A 16,680-nucleotide genomic window follows, 5' to 3' on the forward strand; every position below is an offset into this window, starting at 1 on the left:
CTATGATTCGTGTTGAAAATGTAAGCAAAAGTTTTGGGAGCAAAAAAGCTCTTCATCAGATTTCTTTTGAGATTAAGGAGGGTGAAATCTTTGGTTTTCTTGGACCTTCTGGCTCAGGTAAAACAACCATGATCAACGTCTTGACAGGTCAGTTGGCTGCAGATCAAGGTAAAACAGTTTTGTTAGGCAAGAATTCTCAAGATTTAACCTCAAATGATTTGGAACAAATTGGTATTGTTAGTGATGGCAGTGGTTTTTATGAAAAGATGAGTCTTTACAAAAATCTTCTCATCTATGCTAAATTATATGGTCTCAAGTCAGATAGAGTAAATCAGGTACTTCACCAGGTTGGATTGGCAGATGCTAAAGACATCATCGCAGAAAAACTATCTACAGGAATGAAACAACGAATGTTCTTGGCTCGTGCCCTTCTGAATGCTCCTAAGATCCTCTTCCTAGATGAGCCAACCAGTGGCTTAGACCCTACAACATCTAAGATGATTCATACCCTACTTCAAGAATTAAAGCAGGCGGGGACAACTATCTTTCTGACCACGCATGATATGAATGAAGCAACTCTGCTTTGTGATCGCTTATCTCTTTTAAATAAGGGAAACTTAATAGAGTATGGAAGTCCACAAGATATTATCCAGAAGTATCATGTGGATAAGAAAGTACGTGTAGTTTATAAAGATGAACGAGAACAGATAGTTCCATTTGAAGAATTGCCACATTTAGACACGACAGATTTGATGGTGGTTCACTCTTGTGAGCCAACTTTAGAAGAAATCTTTATCAGATTGACAGGAGAAAAGTTAGATGTTTAGAAAATTAAATGCCCTACTATGGTTAAGAGTGCAAGTTCTTATTAGCAATTCAACTTTGTTAGCGACTTTATTGATGCCTTTTGGTATTGCTGTTTTATATAATGAATTTTTAAATAAGGATGGACAATTGAGCCTATTTTTACTATCTTCTAGCTTGACGATGGTCTTGAGCATGGGAAGTGGTTATATGGTATCGATTATGATGGCAGAAGATAAGGAAAAACGAAATCTTAAATCACTCATCCTAAGTGGTGTGACAGCAACAGAATATACTTTCAGTATGCTTGTTCTCCCTATTCTGATAATGTTGGTTGCTATGATTGTACTTCCCATCTATCTTAAAGTAGATGTATCTGGTTATTTATTTGCTTACGTTATCTATTTGCTCCTAGCAACGATTAGTATTATTTTTCTCAACCTTCTAATCGGTGCGGTGTCAGATACTCAATCTAAAGCGCAAGTTTATAGTATCTTCCCTATGTTAATTGTCTCTTTTTTACCTATAATTGCTCTTCAAAATGATACGATTCAGAAAGTGTTGGATTACTCGTTCGTTGGTCCAATTGTAAATCTTTTAAATAAAAAAGGCGGGGAAATATCCTTTTCTAATATCGGCATGTTACTTGCCTGGGTACTTGTGTTAGGAATAGCAAACCTCTTTGTATTGAAAAACAGCTATAAAGCAAGATAGGAGACCTTTATGAAACTACTTAAAAACCTTGGCTGGTTTCTTCTAGCTATTCTATCCTTTTTCTTTATCTATGGTCTGGTTCAGAGTATGGCTCTGTCAGCTCTTGGACTAGGGGCTTCGATATATGGAGTTTTACCACTTTATATCGCCCTGTCAGGGGCCTATGTTTATGGAGTTTACAGATGGTATCAGACAGAAAAGGTTAGCATCCAGCCAACAGCTTTTAATCGTCATATCTGGTTGCCTACTCTGGTTTTGCTAGTGGCTATTACAGCCCAGTTCTTTTTACCAGAAGATCCGTCGGTCAGTCAACAAATCGTATCTCAACTGACAGTGGAACAGCCTGCATTTGCTTTCTTTATGGTGGTGGTCTTTGCTCCTTTGACAGAAGAGCTTATCTTTAGAGGAATGCTGGCACGCTATCTCTTCCCTAAGCAGGACAAGAGCAAACAGGTTCTGTTCCTTCTGGTATCTAGTCTTCTGTTTGCCTTGATTCATTTCCCAGGTGATGTGCAACAATTTTTTGTCTATTTTAGCCTTGGTTTTAGCTTGGGCTTGGCTTATATTAGCAGAAAAGGTCTGGTCTACAGTATTTCTCTCCACGCTTTGAATAATTTAGTCAGCTTTTTGATGATTCTCATGCTATAATAGAGTCAGGAGGTCACATGAAACGAGTAATTTTATTAGCAGTGATTCAAGCAGTTGTTCTATTTTTCATCATTGGAGCGCTAGCTTATGCCTTTAAGGGCGATTTCTTCTACAACTATCTAGCAGTTGTCTTTGCCCCTATTGCAGGTGTCTTGCGCTTTGGGACAGCTTATACAACGGAAATTGTCTTGCCTCGAAAGGCAGCCGAAATCGCTGAAAAGCGTAAAGCAGGCAAAAATTCAAAATAAAAGAGTCCGGTGAACTTCATCGGATTTTTTTATTGGTGTTAATTTTTAGAGTCTTCACTTGATTTTTAAAGACTGACAAACTTTTCTGCTGATTTTCATGAAGAGCCTGCGCTTTTATGGTAAAATAGTAACAGAATAAAAGAGGAGAGAAACAATGAAACGTAGTATGTATGCTGGTCGTGTTCGTGAGGAACACATCGGACAAGAAATGACCTTGAAAGGATGGGTTGGCCGTCGTCGTGATCTTGGTGGTTTGATCTTTATCGACCTTCGTGACCGTGAAGGAATCATGCAGTTGGTTATCAACCCTGAAAAAGTATCTGCAGAGGTTATGGCAACAGCTGAAAGCCTTCGTAGCGAATTTGTTATCGAGGTGACTGGACAGGTCGCTGCGCGTGAGCAAGCCAATGATAAGTTGCCAACTGGTGCAGTTGAGTTAAACGTGACAGCTCTGACAGTGCTTAATACAGCTAAGACAACCCCATTTGAGATTAAGGATGGGATTGAGGCCAATGACGATACACGTTTACGTTACCGTTACCTTGACCTTCGTCGTCCAGAAATGTTGGAAAATCTTAAACTTCGTGCTAAGGTGACCCACTCTATCCGCAACTACTTGGATGAGTTGGAGTTTATCGACGTGGAGACACCATTCCTTTCTAAGTCAACGCCTGAAGGGGCGCGTGACTACTTGGTGCCATCTCGTGTTAATAAAGGGCATTTCTATGCTCTTCCTCAAAGTCCACAAATCACGAAACAACTCTTGATGAATGCTGGTTTTGACCGCTACTACCAAATCGTTAAATGTTTCCGTGACGAGGACTTGCGTGGTGACCGCCAGCCTGAGTTCACTCAGGTCGACTTGGAAACGTCTTTCCTTACTGAGCAAGAAATCCAAGATATCACAGAAGGTTTGATTGCGCGCGTGATGAAGGAAACTAAAGGCATCGAAGTGACACTTCCATTCCCTCGTATGAAATACGATGACGCTATGGCTCTTTACGGTTCTGACAAGCCAGATACGCGTTTCGACATGTTGCTTCAGGACCTGACAGAAGTAGTCAAAGGTATAGACTTTAAAGTCTTTTCAGAAGCACCTGCTGTAAAAGCCATTGTGGTCAAAGGAGCTGCGGACAACTACTCACGTAAAGACATTGACAAGATGACGGAAGTAGCCAAACAATATGGTGCCAAAGGTCTTGCTTGGGTCAAGGTTGTTGATGGAGAATTAAACGGACCAGTTGCTAAGTTCTTGACTGGCATCCAAGCAGAATTGACAACAGCGCTTGCTCTTGAAGATAAGGACTTGGTTCTCTTTGTGGCAGATACGCTTGAAGTGGCCAATGCAACTCTTGGTGCCCTTCGTGGACGTATTGCCAAAGAGCTTGGCTTGATTGATAACGATAAATTCAACTTCCTTTGGGTAGTTGACTGGCCGATGTTTGAATGGTCTGAAGAAGAAGGTCGTTATATGAGCGCCCACCATCCATTCACACTTCCACAGGAAGAGACTGCTCACGAATTAGAAGGTGATTTGGCGAAGGTTCGTGCCATTGCTTACGATATCGTCTTGAACGGTTATGAACTTGGTGGTGGTAGCCTTCGTATCAATCAAAAAGACCTTCAAGAACGCATGTTCAAGGCTCTTGGTTTCTCAGCCGAAGAAGCAAATGACCAGTTTGGTTTCCTTCTTGAAGCCATGGACTATGGTTTCCCACCACACGGTGGTTTGGCTATCGGGCTTGACCGCTTTGTTATGCTCTTAGCAGGAGAAGAAAATATCCGTGAAGTCATCGCCTTTCCTAAGAACAACAAGGCAACTGACCCAATGACACAAGCTCCTTCAACAGTAGCTCTCAAACAACTAGAGGAACTCAGCTTACAAGTAGAAGAAGATGAAACAAGCAAAACGAATTAAGCGGTGGCGCTATTATCTGCGCCGCTTTGCTTATCAGATAAAAATTTTACGTGTCTTACAAAGTATCTCTCGCGAAAAATATGACGAAAAGATTTCGGCCTCTTTGGTCTATGGTTTTCTATCAGCAGTAGCGGTCAATTTCTTTTTCCAACCAGGGCATGTGTATTCGAGTGGTGCGACAGGTCTGGCACAGATTATCTCTGCCTTGAGTAATCACTGGTTTGGTTTTCATATTCCGATTTCGCTAACCTTCTACGCCATTAACTTCCCTTTGATGGTCTTGGCTTGGTATCAGATTGGCCATAAGTTCACCGTCTTTACCTTTATCACGGTATCCATGAGTTCCTTCTTTATCCAGTTTGTCCCTGTAGCGACCTTGACTGAGGATCCCATTATCAATGCCCTTTTTGGGGGTGTTGTCATGGGCTTGGGGATTGGTTTTGCTCTTCGCAACAATATCTCCAGTGGTGGGACGGATATCGTCAGCCTGACCATTCGAAAGAAAACGGGTAAGAACGTCGGTAGTATTTCTTTCTTGGTAAATGGGACTATCATGCTGATAGCAGGTGTGACCTTTGGTTGGAAATACGCTCTTTACTCTATGATTACCATCTTTGTCTCTAGCCGTGTGACAGATGCGGTCTTTACCAAGCAAAAACGCATGCAAGCTATGATTGTGACCAATCATCCAGACAAGGTAATTGAAAAAATCCATAAAAAATTGCACCGCGGAGCAACCATGATCCACGATGCAGAAGGAACCTATAATCACGAAAGAAAGCCAGTTTTAATCACTGTCATTACCCGTGCAGAGTTTAATGAATTTAAACAGATTATGAAACAGGTGGATCCAAGCGCCTTTGTCTCTGTCTCGGAGAATGTTCATATTTTGGGACGGTTCGTTGAAACAGATAATTAGTAACTAAAAAAACCAGCGCGAGCTGGTTTTTATTTTTCGATAATTTTGTGGGCGATTAACTGACGGTAACAAATTTGTTTATTGCTTTTAGCATCGTTGATAATCTGGAGAATAGTTTCAAGAGAAACACGACCAAGTTCTAGGCTATTGATATCAACATAGGCTGCTAAGTTGAGCTTGGGATTGACTGAGTCGAAGCTGAGAACAGGGACATCCAGTTGGTGCTTAGCGATATAGTCACAGACCCCTTCGGCTAAGAGACTATCGGTTGTAATGATAGCATCAATCTGCGGATCATGCTGAAAGAGGAGTTTACTAAACTGATACCCTTTTTCCTCTAGAAATTCATTTGCAAAGTAGGTCAGATTGTCATCAATAGGCAGTTGGTATTGTTTGAGTGCTGACTCATAGCCTGTTAAACGGTCTTGCGTTACGAAGAGTCGTTTAGTCCCTCCAATGAAGGCAATTCGTTTGCAGCCTTTTTTGATGAAATATTCGGTTGCATCAAAACCAGCTTGGACATTGTCGTTGTCAACAAGAGGGATAAAGGGTGAAATGGATTTTCCTAGGATGAGGAAGGGAAACTGCTCATCAGCGACCAGTTTGACCAAGGGATCTTCCTCTTCGGCATAAAGGAAGATTAAACCATCCACACGTTTGCCGTAAACCATCTGTGAGATCGCTTTAAGGCGCTCTTTTTCATCTTTACCTGTTGCAATCTGAATTGCATAGTGGTTTTCAGATGCGACTTGGGCGATACCACGGAGGACAGATGGGAAGAAAGGATTTTGATAGAAGGCGTCTGAGTCGTCAGGAAGGACCAAGCCGATAACTTGGGTATAACTGCTTACCAAACTACGAGCGTTGAGGTTGGGGTGGTAATTGAGCTCCTTCATAGCCTTGCGAACGCGTTTTTTTGTTTCGTCACTAATGGTTGATTTATTTTGAATAACACGGGTTACGGTTGAAGGCGAAACACCAGCAGCCTTGGCCACGTCTTTAATCGTAACGGGCATAAAAATCTCCTATTTATGGTAATCTGGATCACGGAAATGCGTTTTATAAAAGATAGTGACCAGATACAGAACAAAAAGAATGTTTTGTACAGTAATGAGAGTTGTCATATTTTGGCCAAATAGTCCCAAAATAAGCGTAATCAGAGTTGGTAATCCTAAACAGTTCAAGATAAAATGGTAGCACTCTTTAAAGGTTCTAAATGAAAAGAGGCGTGATTTCTTAGTGATATAAAGGAGAAGACTCGCTCCTAGAGAGACAATGAAGAAATTCAAACCAAAGAGGAAGCTTGCACCGAGAACTAGGAAGAGACTGATATAGACACGATTTTGCTGGTACCAGTCTTTAGAAATGGCTTGGGTCAAGCTGTCTTTACTTTTGAAACTCTCAGTCTCAATCGCTCGGTAAGAGATACGGGTCAGCTCTTTACTTTCCTTGCTGATGACGAGCTCATTCGTATCGAAATGCAGTTGCAAGTCCTTAGGTAATTCCTTGCTTTGACTTGGACCGATCACAATAGAAGGCTCTTGACTAGCTGTTCCAGTATAAGTTAATTTGCCATCAACAATTGTAGCGTGTTCAGAGAGATCCTGTACAACCTTATCTGTCAATGGTTCATAGACATTATCGATAAAGGTTTCTAGCGGATAAGTCTCCTGCGAGCTGTTTTGGATGGCAATAGGTACCATAGATAAGCTGATAAGGAAGATACTGGTAAAGAGAAGCTGGAACCAGTTGAGTCCGAAACGTTTGGACAGGGGCTTACGAAATCCCCAAATACTTGAAAAATAGGAAAATGGATATGGAAGCATAGGTATCTTTCTAAAAGGTGTTTTCTATATGAGTATTATTATATAGAGAAATGTGCTTTATTTCAAGTCTAGGAGAAAAATTGCTTGTTGTAAGGATATTACTTACAGTAACAATCGCTAATACTCAATGAAAATCAAAGAGCAAACTAGGAATCTAGCCGCAGGTTGCTCAAAACACTGTTTTGAGGTTGTGGTTAGAACTGACGAAGTCAGTAACCGTACTACGGCAAGGTGAAGCTGACGTGGTTTGAAGAGATTCTCGAAGAGTATAAAATGAAAAAGGGTGGCGGGGATAAATTATCCCTTGTCGCCACCACTTGTAAGTCCTGAAACAAAGTTCTTTTGTAGGAAGAAGAAGAGAATACAGATTGGAAGGGCAATGAGGATAGCACCTGCTGAGAAGTAGGCAATCTTCAAGTTTTTCACATTGCTAACGAAGGTTTGGAGACCTACGGCAACAGTAAAGTATTCTTTCTCACGAAGCAAGAAACTAGAAAGGATATAGTCTCCAAAAGGTCCCATGAAGGCCCAGAGAGCTTGTACGGCAACCATTGGGCGAACAAGTGGAAGAACAATTTGCCAGAAGCGGCGGAAGTGTCCTGCACCGTCTAGTTTTGCAGATTCGTCTAGAGACATTGGCACTGTATCGAAGTAGCCTTTCATGAGCCAAGCATTCATCGGGATACCACCACCGACGTAGAGGAAGATGAGGAACCAGCTGTGGTTAAGGGCGTTCAACATAAGTGCCATAACGAAGAAGGCTGTCAAAGCGGCCATGGTTGGCACCATTTGGATAATCAAGAAGAAGACCAAACTTTGTTTACGAGCCAAGAAGTTGTAACGGCTGTAAGCATAACCAGCAAGTACGATAATACTTGTTTGAACAGCCATGGTAATCAAGGCGATAATCAACGTGTTGAGGTACCAAGTACCGTACAAGGTTTCAGAGAAGAGTCCTTGGAAGTTAGCAAAACTAAAGTCAACGTTGCTGTCTAGTTTAAAGGCTACTACGTTACCAGTCTTGAATGCTGACATGATAGTAATCAAAAGTGGATAGATAATCACGATTGAAAGGCCAACTAAGTAGAGGTAAGTAAGGGTTTGAGTCAGTCTACGTTTGAGTTTGATTGAGTTATTCATCTTAGACGTCCTCCATATCAAATGCGTGTAGTTTCTTGAATGCGATCATAGAGATTGAGATGACAATGATAGAGATAATCAAGGTAACAGCTGCCGCCATAGAGTATTGAGGAGATGTACCTGTTGTCAAACGGTAGATCCATGAAATCAAGATATCGGTTGAACCAGCTCCACCACCGACACTACCAGGTCCTCCAGCATTGAAGAGGTACATGATAGAGAAGTTGTTAAAGTTGAAGGTGTATTGGCTAATTAAAGTAGGTGCCGCAACCGCCAAGATCATTGGGAAAGTGATGTTGCGGAATTTTTGCCAAGCATTGGCACCGTCAATATAAGCTGCTTCGTAAAGGTCATTAGGAATAGATTGTAAGATACCCAAAGTCAAAACGTAGATGTATGGGAATCCAAGCCAACCTTGCATCATAATCAAGGCAATCTTAGTCCAGGTTGGGTCTGTTTTCCAAGGAATAAGAGCCCCATCAAGGAAAGGAAGGAATTTAGCCAAGATTGGCAATACTTGAGTGTTGATGGCTCCGACGCTATCATTAAACATGTTTGAGAATGTCAAGATAGTGATGAAGGCTGGAACAGCCCAAGGAAGAAGGAAAATAACACCAAAGATACGTTTTCCTTTGATAAACGGTTGGTTAGCAATGATAGCTGTGAAGATACCAATCACAATCTGCAAAGTTGAGGCAGCCAAAGCCCAGATGATAGTCCAAGAAAGAACGGCACCGAAGGCAGAACGGAAGGTACTCAAGCTCCAGATGTTTGTAAAGTTGGTCAAACCAACCCAGTCCAACAATTTGTTTGGTGGCAAGTGTTGGAAGTCATAGTTAGTAAAGGCGATCATCAAGGTTACGATAACTGGGAAGATAATCGCGAAGGTCATGGCAACATAAGATGGAATGATCAAGAGGTAAGGGAAGCCATTTTCATAAATCCCTTTGATCATATCTTTGAGGGTACGTGGAACTGGGATTCCATTGTTAATACGTTTTGCAATTGTATGTGCATCTTTGATATTTGCGAAATAAAAGAGTACATAAACGACTACAAAGATTAAATGGAAGGCACCACGAATCAGCATAAAGAGGGAATTATCACGACCTGGCTTGTCACCAAGAGTGATGAGATTGCTCAATTCAGGGGCTGCAAGTGCTAGGAAGTAAAGGACGAATACAAGGGTTACACCAAGGAAGATAAAACCTTTTGCTTTTTGTTTATTGTAAATCTGTCCTAACCCAGGAATGATAGACAGCAGGGCTGCTTTACTAGGTTGTTGCTTTTCCATAATAACTCCTTTCATAGAATACTGGTTTTTAGATAAAACCTAAACTATTTATGTTTCTATTGATAAATTCAAAGGGGGATTTGAATTCCACCCCCCTTGAACAAATTTTTTATTCACCAAATTTTTGTTTGATTGTTTCTTTGATCAATGTTACAGCATCGTTAGCAGCTGTTTTAGCATCTTTCTTACCGCTTACAGAGTCAAAGAGCATGTTAGCAGCTGGTTCCCAAACTGCAGACATTTGAGAGATATTTGGCATTGGTTGAGCGTTCTTGAACTGTTTGATAACAGCTGTTGTCAACTCATCGTTTTTACCTTCAGCGTATGAACGAGCTTCAGTGTTAGCTGGGATTTCGTTAGTTGCATCGTAGAAGGCTTTTTGTTGTTCAGTTGAAACAAGGAAGTCTACAAATTTTTGTGCTCCTTCAAGGTTCTTAGTGCTTGATGGGATGATCCAAGCTTTACCACCACCGAATGCTGCGTAGTCTTTTCCGTTTGGAAGAGTTGGGATAGTTGCAACACCGTAGTTTACTTTAGCATCTTTGAAGGCTTGAGCTTTCCAAGGACCATCAATGATAGCAGCTGTTTTACCTTCTTGGAATTGAGTTTGGATTAAGTTTCCAGCAGCTGTACCATCTTGCATACCTTTAGGCCATTTTTCATACCAAGATTTAGCGTAGTTGATACCTGCGATAGCACCTTCGTTTGCAAGACCGATGTCTTTAGGATTTTTACCGTTATCGCCAAATACATAAGCTCCGTTACCAGCAAGAAGTCCGTATGCATAGTAGAAGTTTGTCCAGTCAGCTAGGAAAGCAGAAGTTTTTCCATCTTCTCCAGCGAATGCGTATTTGCTATCTTTAGCAAGTTCTTCTAATTCAGCAAAAGTTTTTGGAGCGTCTTTTACCAAGTCTTTGTTGTAGTACATAACAAGTGACTCGATAACCGCAGGAGCACCGTAAACTTTACCGTCAGCAGCTGTTACAAGAGATTTAGTTTTATCATCTGTTTTAGCGCCGTCGCTCAATTTCACTTCTGAAAGTTGTCCGTCAGTACCAAGGCTACCTACACGGTCGTATGGAGCCATCATAACGTCAGCAGCTTGACCTGATTGGTTGTCAAGAGAAAGTTTGTCAAGACCACCAAGTTGGTCACCAGATTTGATGTTAACTTTTGTTCCTGATTCTTTTTCATAAGCCTTAGCAACTGTTTCAGCAAAAGCTTTGTATTGGTCTTCAACGTAAAGAGTGATTTCTTTACCTTCAGATGAACCAGCATCAGCAGCTTTTTCGGCAGGTTTGCTTCCGCAAGCTACCAAAAGCAAGCTAGCAAGTGTAGCAGTTCCAAGCACAGTAGCGCTCTTCATGAATTTAGATGACATAGTGTATTCCTCCTAAAGAATAACAAATTTTATAATGAGGAAACGCAAACGTTTTCCTTTATGGGACTAGTATAGCACAATCGGAAAGCGGTTGCAAGTGTTTTTTGTAAAAATTTAAAAAAATTCACGAAAAGGGTAAGCGTTTTATTTGTTTATAATAGTAGAAAATCCCAAAAATCGGTTTTGTTTTAAATTTAAAAAAAGTTGGGAAAACGATTGCCTAATTTACAAATGGAAAGTAGAGAGGATTCTCACTTTATTTTTGCTTAATAAGATAAGTGAAAGCCTTATTCCTATTTTGTTTGCTTCCTGAAAGAATATATATACGAGTAAGAAGAAAAAATTTTTAAAAAATAATCAAAAAAGTTATTTAAAACCGCTTGCATTTATCAAGAAAATAAGCTATACTAGTAATAGCGCAAACGTTTGCGTTCATAAAAATGTAATATCTAACTATAAACACATGAGGTGCTTATTATGAAAAAACGTCAAAGTGGTGTGTTGATGCACATTTCTTCTCTTCCAGGAGCATACGGAATCGGATCATTTGGTAAAAGTGCTTACGACTTCGTTGATTTCTTGGTTCGTACAAAACAACGTTACTGGCAAATCCTTCCGCTAGGAACAACTAGTTACGGAGATTCTCCTTACCAATCTTTCTCAGCCTTTGCAGGGAACACTCATTTCATCGATTTGGATATCTTGGTGGAGCAAGGCTTGTTGCAAGCAAGTGACCTTGAAGGGGTTGACTTTGGTAGCGATGCGTCTGAAGTTGATTATGCGAAAATCTACTATGCACGTCGTCCTCTTTTAGAAAAAGCTGTGAAACGCTTCTTAGAAGTAGGAGATGTTAAAGATTTCGAGAAATTTGCTCAAGACAACCAATCATGGCTTGAACTCTTTGCAGAGTATATGGCTATCAAAGAGCATTTTGACAATCTTGCTTGGACTGAATGGCCAGATGCAGATGCTCGTGCTCGTAAAGCTTCAGCACTTGAAAGCTACCGTGAGCAATTGGCAGACAAGTTGGTTTACCACCGTGTGACTCAATACTTCTTCTTCCAACAATGGTTGAAATTGAAAGCTTATGCTAACGACAACCACATCGAAATCGTTGGAGACATGCCAATCTATGTAGCGGAAGATTCAAGCGATATGTGGGCAAATCCACATCTCTTCAAGACAGATGTCAACGGTAAGGCTACTTGCATCGCAGGATGCCCACCAGATGAATTTTCTGCAACTGGTCAGCTTTGGGGTAACCCAATCTATGACTGGGAAGCAATGGACAAAGACGGCTACAAATGGTGGATTGAACGCTTGCGTGAAAGCTTCAAAATCTACGACATCGTTCGTATCGACCACTTCCGTGGCTTCGAATCTTACTGGGAAATCCCTGCTGGTTCTGATACAGCAGCACCTGGTGAGTGGGTGAAAGGTCCTGGCTACAAGCTTTTTGCAGCCGTTAAGGAAGAACTTGGTGAGCTAAACATCATCGCTGAAGACCTTGGCTTCATGACTGATGAAGTTATCGAATTGCGTGAACGTACTGGCTTCCCAGGAATGAAGATTCTTCAATTTGCCTTCAACCCAGAAGACGAAAGCATCGATAGCCCACACTTGGCACCTGCTAACTCAGTTATGTACACAGGAACACACGATAACAATACGGTCCTTGGTTGGTACCGTAACGAGATCGATGATGCGACTCGTGAATACATGGCGCGCTACACTAACCGTAAAGAATACGAAACAGTGCCACATGCTATGCTTCGTACAGTCTTTTCATCAGTTAGCTTCATGGCAATTGCAACTATGCAAGATTTGCTAGAATTGGATGAGGCAGCTCGTATGAACTTCCCATCTACCCTTGGTGGAAACTGGTCTTGGCGTATGACTGAAGATCAATTGACACCAGCTGTCGAGGAAGGCTTGCTTGACTTGACAACAATCTATCGCCGAATCAATGAGAATTTGGTAGAATTAAAGAAATAATACAATATCAGGAGACACCTTAAACATGTTATCACTACAAGAATTTGTACAAAATCGTTACAATAAAACCATTGCAGAATGTAGCAATGAAGAGCTTTACCTTGCTCTTCTTAACTACAGCAAGCTTGCAAGTAGCAAAAAACCAGTTAACACTGGTAAGAAAAAAGTTTACTACATCTCAGCTGAGTTCTTGATTGGTAAACTTTTGTCAAACAACTTGATCAACCTTGGTCTTTACGACAATGTTAAAAAAGAACTTGCTGCTGCAGGTAAAGACTTGATCGAAGTTGAAGAAGTTGAATTGGAACCATCTCTTGGTAATGGTGGTTTGGGACGTTTGGCTGCCTGCTTTATCGACTCAATTGCGACTCTTGGTTTGAACGGTGACGGTGTTGGTCTTAACTACCACTTTGGTCTATTCCAACAAGTTCTTAAAAACAACCAACAAGAAACAATTCCAAACGCATGGTTGACAGAGCAAAACTGGTTGGTTCGCTCAAGCCGTAGCTACCAAGTACCATTTGCTCACTTCACATTGACATCAACTCTTTACGATATCGATGTACCTGGTTACAAGACAGAAACGAAGAACCGCTTGCGTTTGTTTGACTTGGATTCAGTTGATTCTTCAATCATTAAAGACGGTATCAACTTTGACAAGACAGATATCGCTCGCAACTTGACTCTTTTCCTTTACCCAGATGATAGTGACCGTCAAGGTGAATTGCTCCGTATCTTCCAACAATACTTCATGGTTTCAAACGGTGCGCAATTGATCATCGAAGAAGCAATCGAAAAAGGAAGCAACTTGCATGACCTTGCTGACTACGCAGTTGTCCAAATCAACGATACTCACCCATCAATGGTTATTCCTGAATTGATCCGTCTTTTGACTGCACGTGGTATCGAGCTTGACGAAGCAATCTCAATTGTTCGTAGCATGACTGCCTACACTAACCACACAATCCTTGCTGAAGCCCTTGAAAAATGGCCTCTTGAATTCTTGCAAGAAGTGGTTCCTCACTTGGTACCAATCATCGAAGAATTGGACCGTCGTGTGAAAGCAGAATATAAAGATCCAGCTGTTCAAATTATCGACGAGAGTGGACGTGTTCACATGGCCCACATGGATATCCACTACGGATACAGCGTTAACGGGGTAGCGGCACTCCACACTGAAATCTTGAAGAACTCTGAGTTGAAAGCCTTCTACGACCTTTACCCAGAAAAATTCAACAACAAAACAAACGGTATTACATTCCGTCGTTGGCTCATGCATGCCAACCCAAGATTGTCTCACTACTTGGATGAGATTATTGGAGAAGGTTGGCACCATGAAGCAGATGAGCTTGAAAAACTCTTGTCTTATGAAGATAAAGCAGCTGTCAAAGAAAAATTGGAAAGCATCAAGGCTCACAACAAACGTAAATTGGCACGTCACTTGAAAGAACATCAAGGTGTGGAAATCAATACAAACTCTATCTTTGATATCCAAATAAAACGTCTTCACGAGTACAAACGCCAACAAATGAACGCTTTGTACGTGATCCACAAATATCTTGACATCAAAGCTGGAAACATCCCTGCTCGCCCAATCACAATCTTCTTTGGGGGTAAAGCAGCTCCAGCCTACACAATCGCTCAAGATATCATCCATTTGATCCTTTGCATGTCAGAAGTTATTGCTAACGATCCAGCAGTAGCTCCACACTTGCAAGTAGTTATGGTTGAAAACTACAACGTTACTGCAGCAAGCTTCCTTATTCCAGCATGTGATATCTCAGAGCAAATCTCACTTGCTTCTAAAGAAGCTTCAGGTACTGGTAACATGAAATTCATGTTGAACGGAGCTTTGACTCTTGGTACTATGGACGGTGCTAACGTGGAAATCGCTGAGTTGGTTGGTGACGAAAACATCTACATCTTTGGTGAAGATTCAGAAACTGTTATCGACCTTTACGATAAAGCAGCATACAAATCAAGCGAATTCTACGCTCGTGAAGCTATCAAACCATTGGTTGACTTCATCGTTAGCGATGCAGTTCTTGCAGCTGGAAACAAAGAGCGCTTGGAACGTCTTTACAATGAATTGATCAACAAAGACTGGTTCATGACTCTTCTTGACTTGGAAGACTACATCAAGGTTAAAGAGCAAATGTTGGCTGACTACGAAGACCGTGACGCATGGTTGGATAAAGTCATCGTTAACATTGCTAAAGCAGGATTCTTCTCATCTGACCGTACAATCGCTCAGTATAACGAAGATATCTGGCACTTGAACTAATACTCTTCGAAAATCAAATTCAAACCACGTCAGCTTTATCTGCAACCTCAAAACAGTGTTTTGAGCAACCTGCGGCTAGCTTCCTAGTTTGCTCTTTGATTTTCATTGAGTATAAGATACAAATTCACACTAATACATTTTGTAAAAAAGCGAGTTTCGGTTGAAATTCGCTTTTTTGAATGCTGTGGATTTGGGTCAATCTTGTCTAAAAATAGGGAAATTTTAGATACAGTGAAGGCATAACATTTTATTTCAGCCTTATGTTTCTTCGTAGTTGATTACCTCATATTGCTTGTATCCGCTTACACAAAGTGTTATAATATGATTATAGGAAAGAAGGTGTTCTTATGTGGAAAAAATATTTTTCAAAATATAAATGGACGGATTTATTTTGGATTCTATTTGTTATTTTAACATGCCTCTTGACGGGTAATAATACTCTTTTTCCGCTTACCCATCAAGAAATCTCTTATCATGGGTGCTTATTGGGAATTACACTTGCATTATATCACTTACTATTTATTGATAAGTTTGTTATCTCGAATCGAAAATAAATGGAGAAGTTAAAAGCTTTAAATGTTTTAGACTTTTGGGATAGATAGTTTAAAAATTGGAATTTAAAACCGCAGATCTTCTTGAAATGCGGTTTTTTGTGTCAATTATAGTACTTTACCAACCAGAATCTCTGCCTCAATGCTAATCGCTGTCAGTTGGCTCCAGTCAATCTTGCTCTGGTCGATGTGAAAGAGTAGGGGTGTCATGCTGAGTAGGGCTTGGAGCTGATCTGCTGTGATAGTCTTGGTCAGAGAGGCAGTTTTACTGGATAAGATAGTGAAGTTGTTTTGGAAATGATTTTTGATATCTTGGTTGGAATAGTCCTTGTTTGTCAGCTGGTCTTGTACCTTCTGACGGATTTCCTTGAGGTGATTTTCAGTTGGAATAACCTTTATCAAGATGCCGTCTTTGGATAAAACGCGACGAAATTCTCCATAGTTGGCAGGTGAGAAGATATCAAGCAGGATATCCATGCTGGCGTCTTTTATAGGAAGACGAGCCAAGTCACCAACGAACCAGTTGACTGCCCAGTTTGCTTCACTCTTGGCAGCGATTTGGACGGAATCTTTGGAAATATCAAAGGCATAGAAGGTTTTGTCAGGATGCCTTTTTTGAAGCTTGCGAGAATAGAAACCTTCACCACAACCGATATCTAAAATTGTTTTGGCATTTTTTGAGCTTGCAAGTAAATCGGAAATGGCCTCTAAGATAGCTTGGTAAAAGCCGGCTTCTAGGATTTGTTGACGGTTTTGAAAATTTTCCTTGTCGTAGTTAGCAGATTGTTTGATTTGAGGGGCTAGATTGACATAGCCGAATTTCGCCAAGTCAAAAGAATGACGGTTGCAGCACTTGAGACTGCTCTCTAGCAGAGTCAGATTTTCTTGACAGATAGGACAGGCAAAGGCAGTCGCAGAAGCGAAGCGCTGAAGTTTAGGTTTGAGATTTGTATTCATA

15 protein-coding genes are annotated in these 16,680 nt (G+C 40.9%); 9 read left to right on the plus strand and 6 right to left on the minus strand.

The window, feature by feature from the left end; all coding sequences use genetic code 11:
- Positions 1-2: 2 nt before the first annotated feature.
- The 6 genes from N8O80_RS08420 to N8O80_RS08445 all read left to right on the plus strand — a co-directional run bounded on the left by N8O80_RS08420 (position 3) and on the right by N8O80_RS08445 (position 5,251).
- Positions 3-827: an ABC transporter ATP-binding protein gene (locus N8O80_RS08420; protein ID WP_261027828.1), complete on the plus strand. Its 825-nt coding sequence runs from the start codon at positions 3-5 to the stop codon at positions 825-827.
- Entirely contained in the window at positions 820-1,518 is a 699-nt protein-coding gene (locus N8O80_RS08425) for an ABC transporter permease (RefSeq protein ID WP_261027829.1), read from the plus strand. Before N8O80_RS08420 ends, N8O80_RS08425 begins: the two co-directional genes overlap by 8 nt.
- A 9-nt stretch (positions 1,519-1,527) precedes the next feature.
- Positions 1,528-2,166 (plus strand): CPBP family intramembrane glutamic endopeptidase, encoded by a 639-nt coding sequence (locus N8O80_RS08430; RefSeq protein WP_261027831.1) that lies wholly within the window; start codon positions 1,528-1,530, stop codon positions 2,164-2,166.
- 17 nt (positions 2,167-2,183) lie between these two features.
- Entirely contained in the window at positions 2,184-2,414 is a 231-nt protein-coding gene (locus N8O80_RS08435) for a hypothetical protein (protein WP_000832184.1), read from the plus strand.
- 154 nt (positions 2,415-2,568) lie between these two features.
- Positions 2,569-4,332 carry an aspartate--tRNA ligase gene (gene aspS / locus N8O80_RS08440; protein ID WP_261027833.1) on the plus strand — a complete coding sequence of 588 codons (1,764 nt, stop codon included), beginning with the start codon at positions 2,569-2,571 and terminating at the stop codon, positions 4,330-4,332.
- Positions 4,310-5,251 carry a YitT family protein gene (locus N8O80_RS08445; protein ID WP_261027835.1) on the plus strand — a complete coding sequence of 314 codons (942 nt, stop codon included), beginning with the start codon at positions 4,310-4,312 and terminating at the stop codon, positions 5,249-5,251. The genes aspS and N8O80_RS08445 overlap by 23 nt, the downstream gene beginning before the upstream one ends.
- A gap of 29 nt (positions 5,252-5,280) precedes the next feature.
- Here N8O80_RS08445 and N8O80_RS08450 read toward each other — a convergent pair whose 3' ends face one another.
- From N8O80_RS08450 to N8O80_RS08470, 5 genes are all read right to left on the minus strand, one after another.
- Positions 5,281-6,267, minus strand: coding sequence for a LacI family DNA-binding transcriptional regulator (locus tag N8O80_RS08450; RefSeq protein ID WP_261027837.1), 987 nt, complete (start codon positions 6,265-6,267; stop codon positions 5,281-5,283).
- 9 nt (positions 6,268-6,276) lie between these two features.
- Complete coding sequence (locus tag N8O80_RS08455; RefSeq protein ID WP_033687469.1) at positions 6,277-7,077, minus strand: DUF1189 domain-containing protein; 801 nt, start codon at positions 7,075-7,077, stop codon at positions 6,277-6,279.
- A 297-nt stretch (positions 7,078-7,374) separates the two neighbouring features.
- Entirely contained in the window at positions 7,375-8,217 is an 843-nt protein-coding gene (locus tag N8O80_RS08460) for a sugar ABC transporter permease (protein WP_261027839.1), read from the minus strand.
- Between the two features lies 1 nt (position 8,218).
- Positions 8,219-9,511, minus strand: a complete 1,293-nt coding sequence (locus N8O80_RS08465; protein WP_049552225.1) for a carbohydrate ABC transporter permease — start codon at positions 9,509-9,511, stop codon at positions 8,219-8,221.
- Between the two features lie 109 nt (positions 9,512-9,620).
- A complete protein-coding gene (locus N8O80_RS08470; RefSeq protein ID WP_261027840.1) occupies positions 9,621-10,892 on the minus strand; it encodes an extracellular solute-binding protein in 1,272 nt (423 codons plus the stop codon).
- Between the two features lie 477 nt (positions 10,893-11,369).
- Here N8O80_RS08470 and malQ point away from each other — a divergent pair, with 477 nt between their 5' ends.
- The 3 genes from malQ (at position 11,370) to N8O80_RS08485 (ending at position 15,725) form a co-directional block, all read left to right on the plus strand.
- Entirely contained in the window at positions 11,370-12,887 is a 1,518-nt protein-coding gene (malQ, locus tag N8O80_RS08475; RefSeq protein WP_000747274.1) for a 4-alpha-glucanotransferase, read from the plus strand.
- A 25-nt stretch (positions 12,888-12,912) separates the two neighbouring features.
- Positions 12,913-15,171, plus strand: coding sequence for a glycogen/starch/alpha-glucan family phosphorylase (gene glgP, locus N8O80_RS08480; RefSeq protein ID WP_261027843.1), 2,259 nt, complete (start codon positions 12,913-12,915; stop codon positions 15,169-15,171).
- A gap of 347 nt (positions 15,172-15,518) precedes the next feature.
- Complete coding sequence (locus N8O80_RS08485; RefSeq protein ID WP_078706315.1) at positions 15,519-15,725, plus strand: hypothetical protein; 207 nt, start codon at positions 15,519-15,521, stop codon at positions 15,723-15,725.
- Between the two features lie 105 nt (positions 15,726-15,830).
- On the opposite strand, the gene N8O80_RS08490 is transcribed toward N8O80_RS08485, so the two are convergent.
- Positions 15,831-16,679 (minus strand): methyltransferase domain-containing protein, encoded by an 849-nt coding sequence (locus tag N8O80_RS08490; RefSeq protein ID WP_261027850.1) that lies wholly within the window; start codon positions 16,677-16,679, stop codon positions 15,831-15,833.
- Position 16,680: the final 1 nt, after the last annotated feature.

This window comes from Streptococcus mitis, assembly GCF_946190155.1.
GTDB classification, from domain to species: domain Bacteria; phylum Bacillota; class Bacilli; order Lactobacillales; family Streptococcaceae; genus Streptococcus; species Streptococcus mitis_CL.

Coding starts and splice junctions, on each gene's coding strand:
- N8O80_RS08450 (WP_261027837.1), bottom strand. CDS start 6,267: ATGCCCGTTACGATTAAAGACGTGGCCAAGGCTGCTGGTGTTTCGCCT.
- N8O80_RS08470 (WP_261027840.1), bottom strand. CDS start 10,892: ATGTCATCTAAATTCATGAAGAGCGCTACTGTGCTTGGAACTGCTACA.
- N8O80_RS08435 (WP_000832184.1), top strand. CDS start 2,184: ATGAAACGAGTAATTTTATTAGCAGTGATTCAAGCAGTTGTTCTATTT.
- N8O80_RS08420 (WP_261027828.1), top strand. CDS start 3: ATGATTCGTGTTGAAAATGTAAGCAAAAGTTTTGGGAGCAAAAAAGCT.
- N8O80_RS08445 (WP_261027835.1), top strand. CDS start 4,310: ATGAAACAAGCAAAACGAATTAAGCGGTGGCGCTATTATCTGCGCCGC.
- glgP (WP_261027843.1), top strand. CDS start 12,913: ATGTTATCACTACAAGAATTTGTACAAAATCGTTACAATAAAACCATT.
- N8O80_RS08485 (WP_078706315.1), top strand. CDS start 15,519: ATGTGGAAAAAATATTTTTCAAAATATAAATGGACGGATTTATTTTGG.
- N8O80_RS08425 (WP_261027829.1), top strand. CDS start 820: ATGTTTAGAAAATTAAATGCCCTACTATGGTTAAGAGTGCAAGTTCTT.
- N8O80_RS08460 (WP_261027839.1), bottom strand. CDS start 8,217: ATGAATAACTCAATCAAACTCAAACGTAGACTGACTCAAACCCTTACT.
- aspS (WP_261027833.1), top strand. CDS start 2,569: ATGAAACGTAGTATGTATGCTGGTCGTGTTCGTGAGGAACACATCGGA.
- N8O80_RS08430 (WP_261027831.1), top strand. CDS start 1,528: ATGAAACTACTTAAAAACCTTGGCTGGTTTCTTCTAGCTATTCTATCC.
- malQ (WP_000747274.1), top strand. CDS start 11,370: ATGAAAAAACGTCAAAGTGGTGTGTTGATGCACATTTCTTCTCTTCCA.
- N8O80_RS08455 (WP_033687469.1), bottom strand. CDS start 7,077: ATGCTTCCATATCCATTTTCCTATTTTTCAAGTATTTGGGGATTTCGT.
- N8O80_RS08465 (WP_049552225.1), bottom strand. CDS start 9,511: ATGGAAAAGCAACAACCTAGTAAAGCAGCCCTGCTGTCTATCATTCCT.
- N8O80_RS08490 (WP_261027850.1), bottom strand. CDS start 16,679: ATGAATACAAATCTCAAACCTAAACTTCAGCGCTTCGCTTCTGCGACT.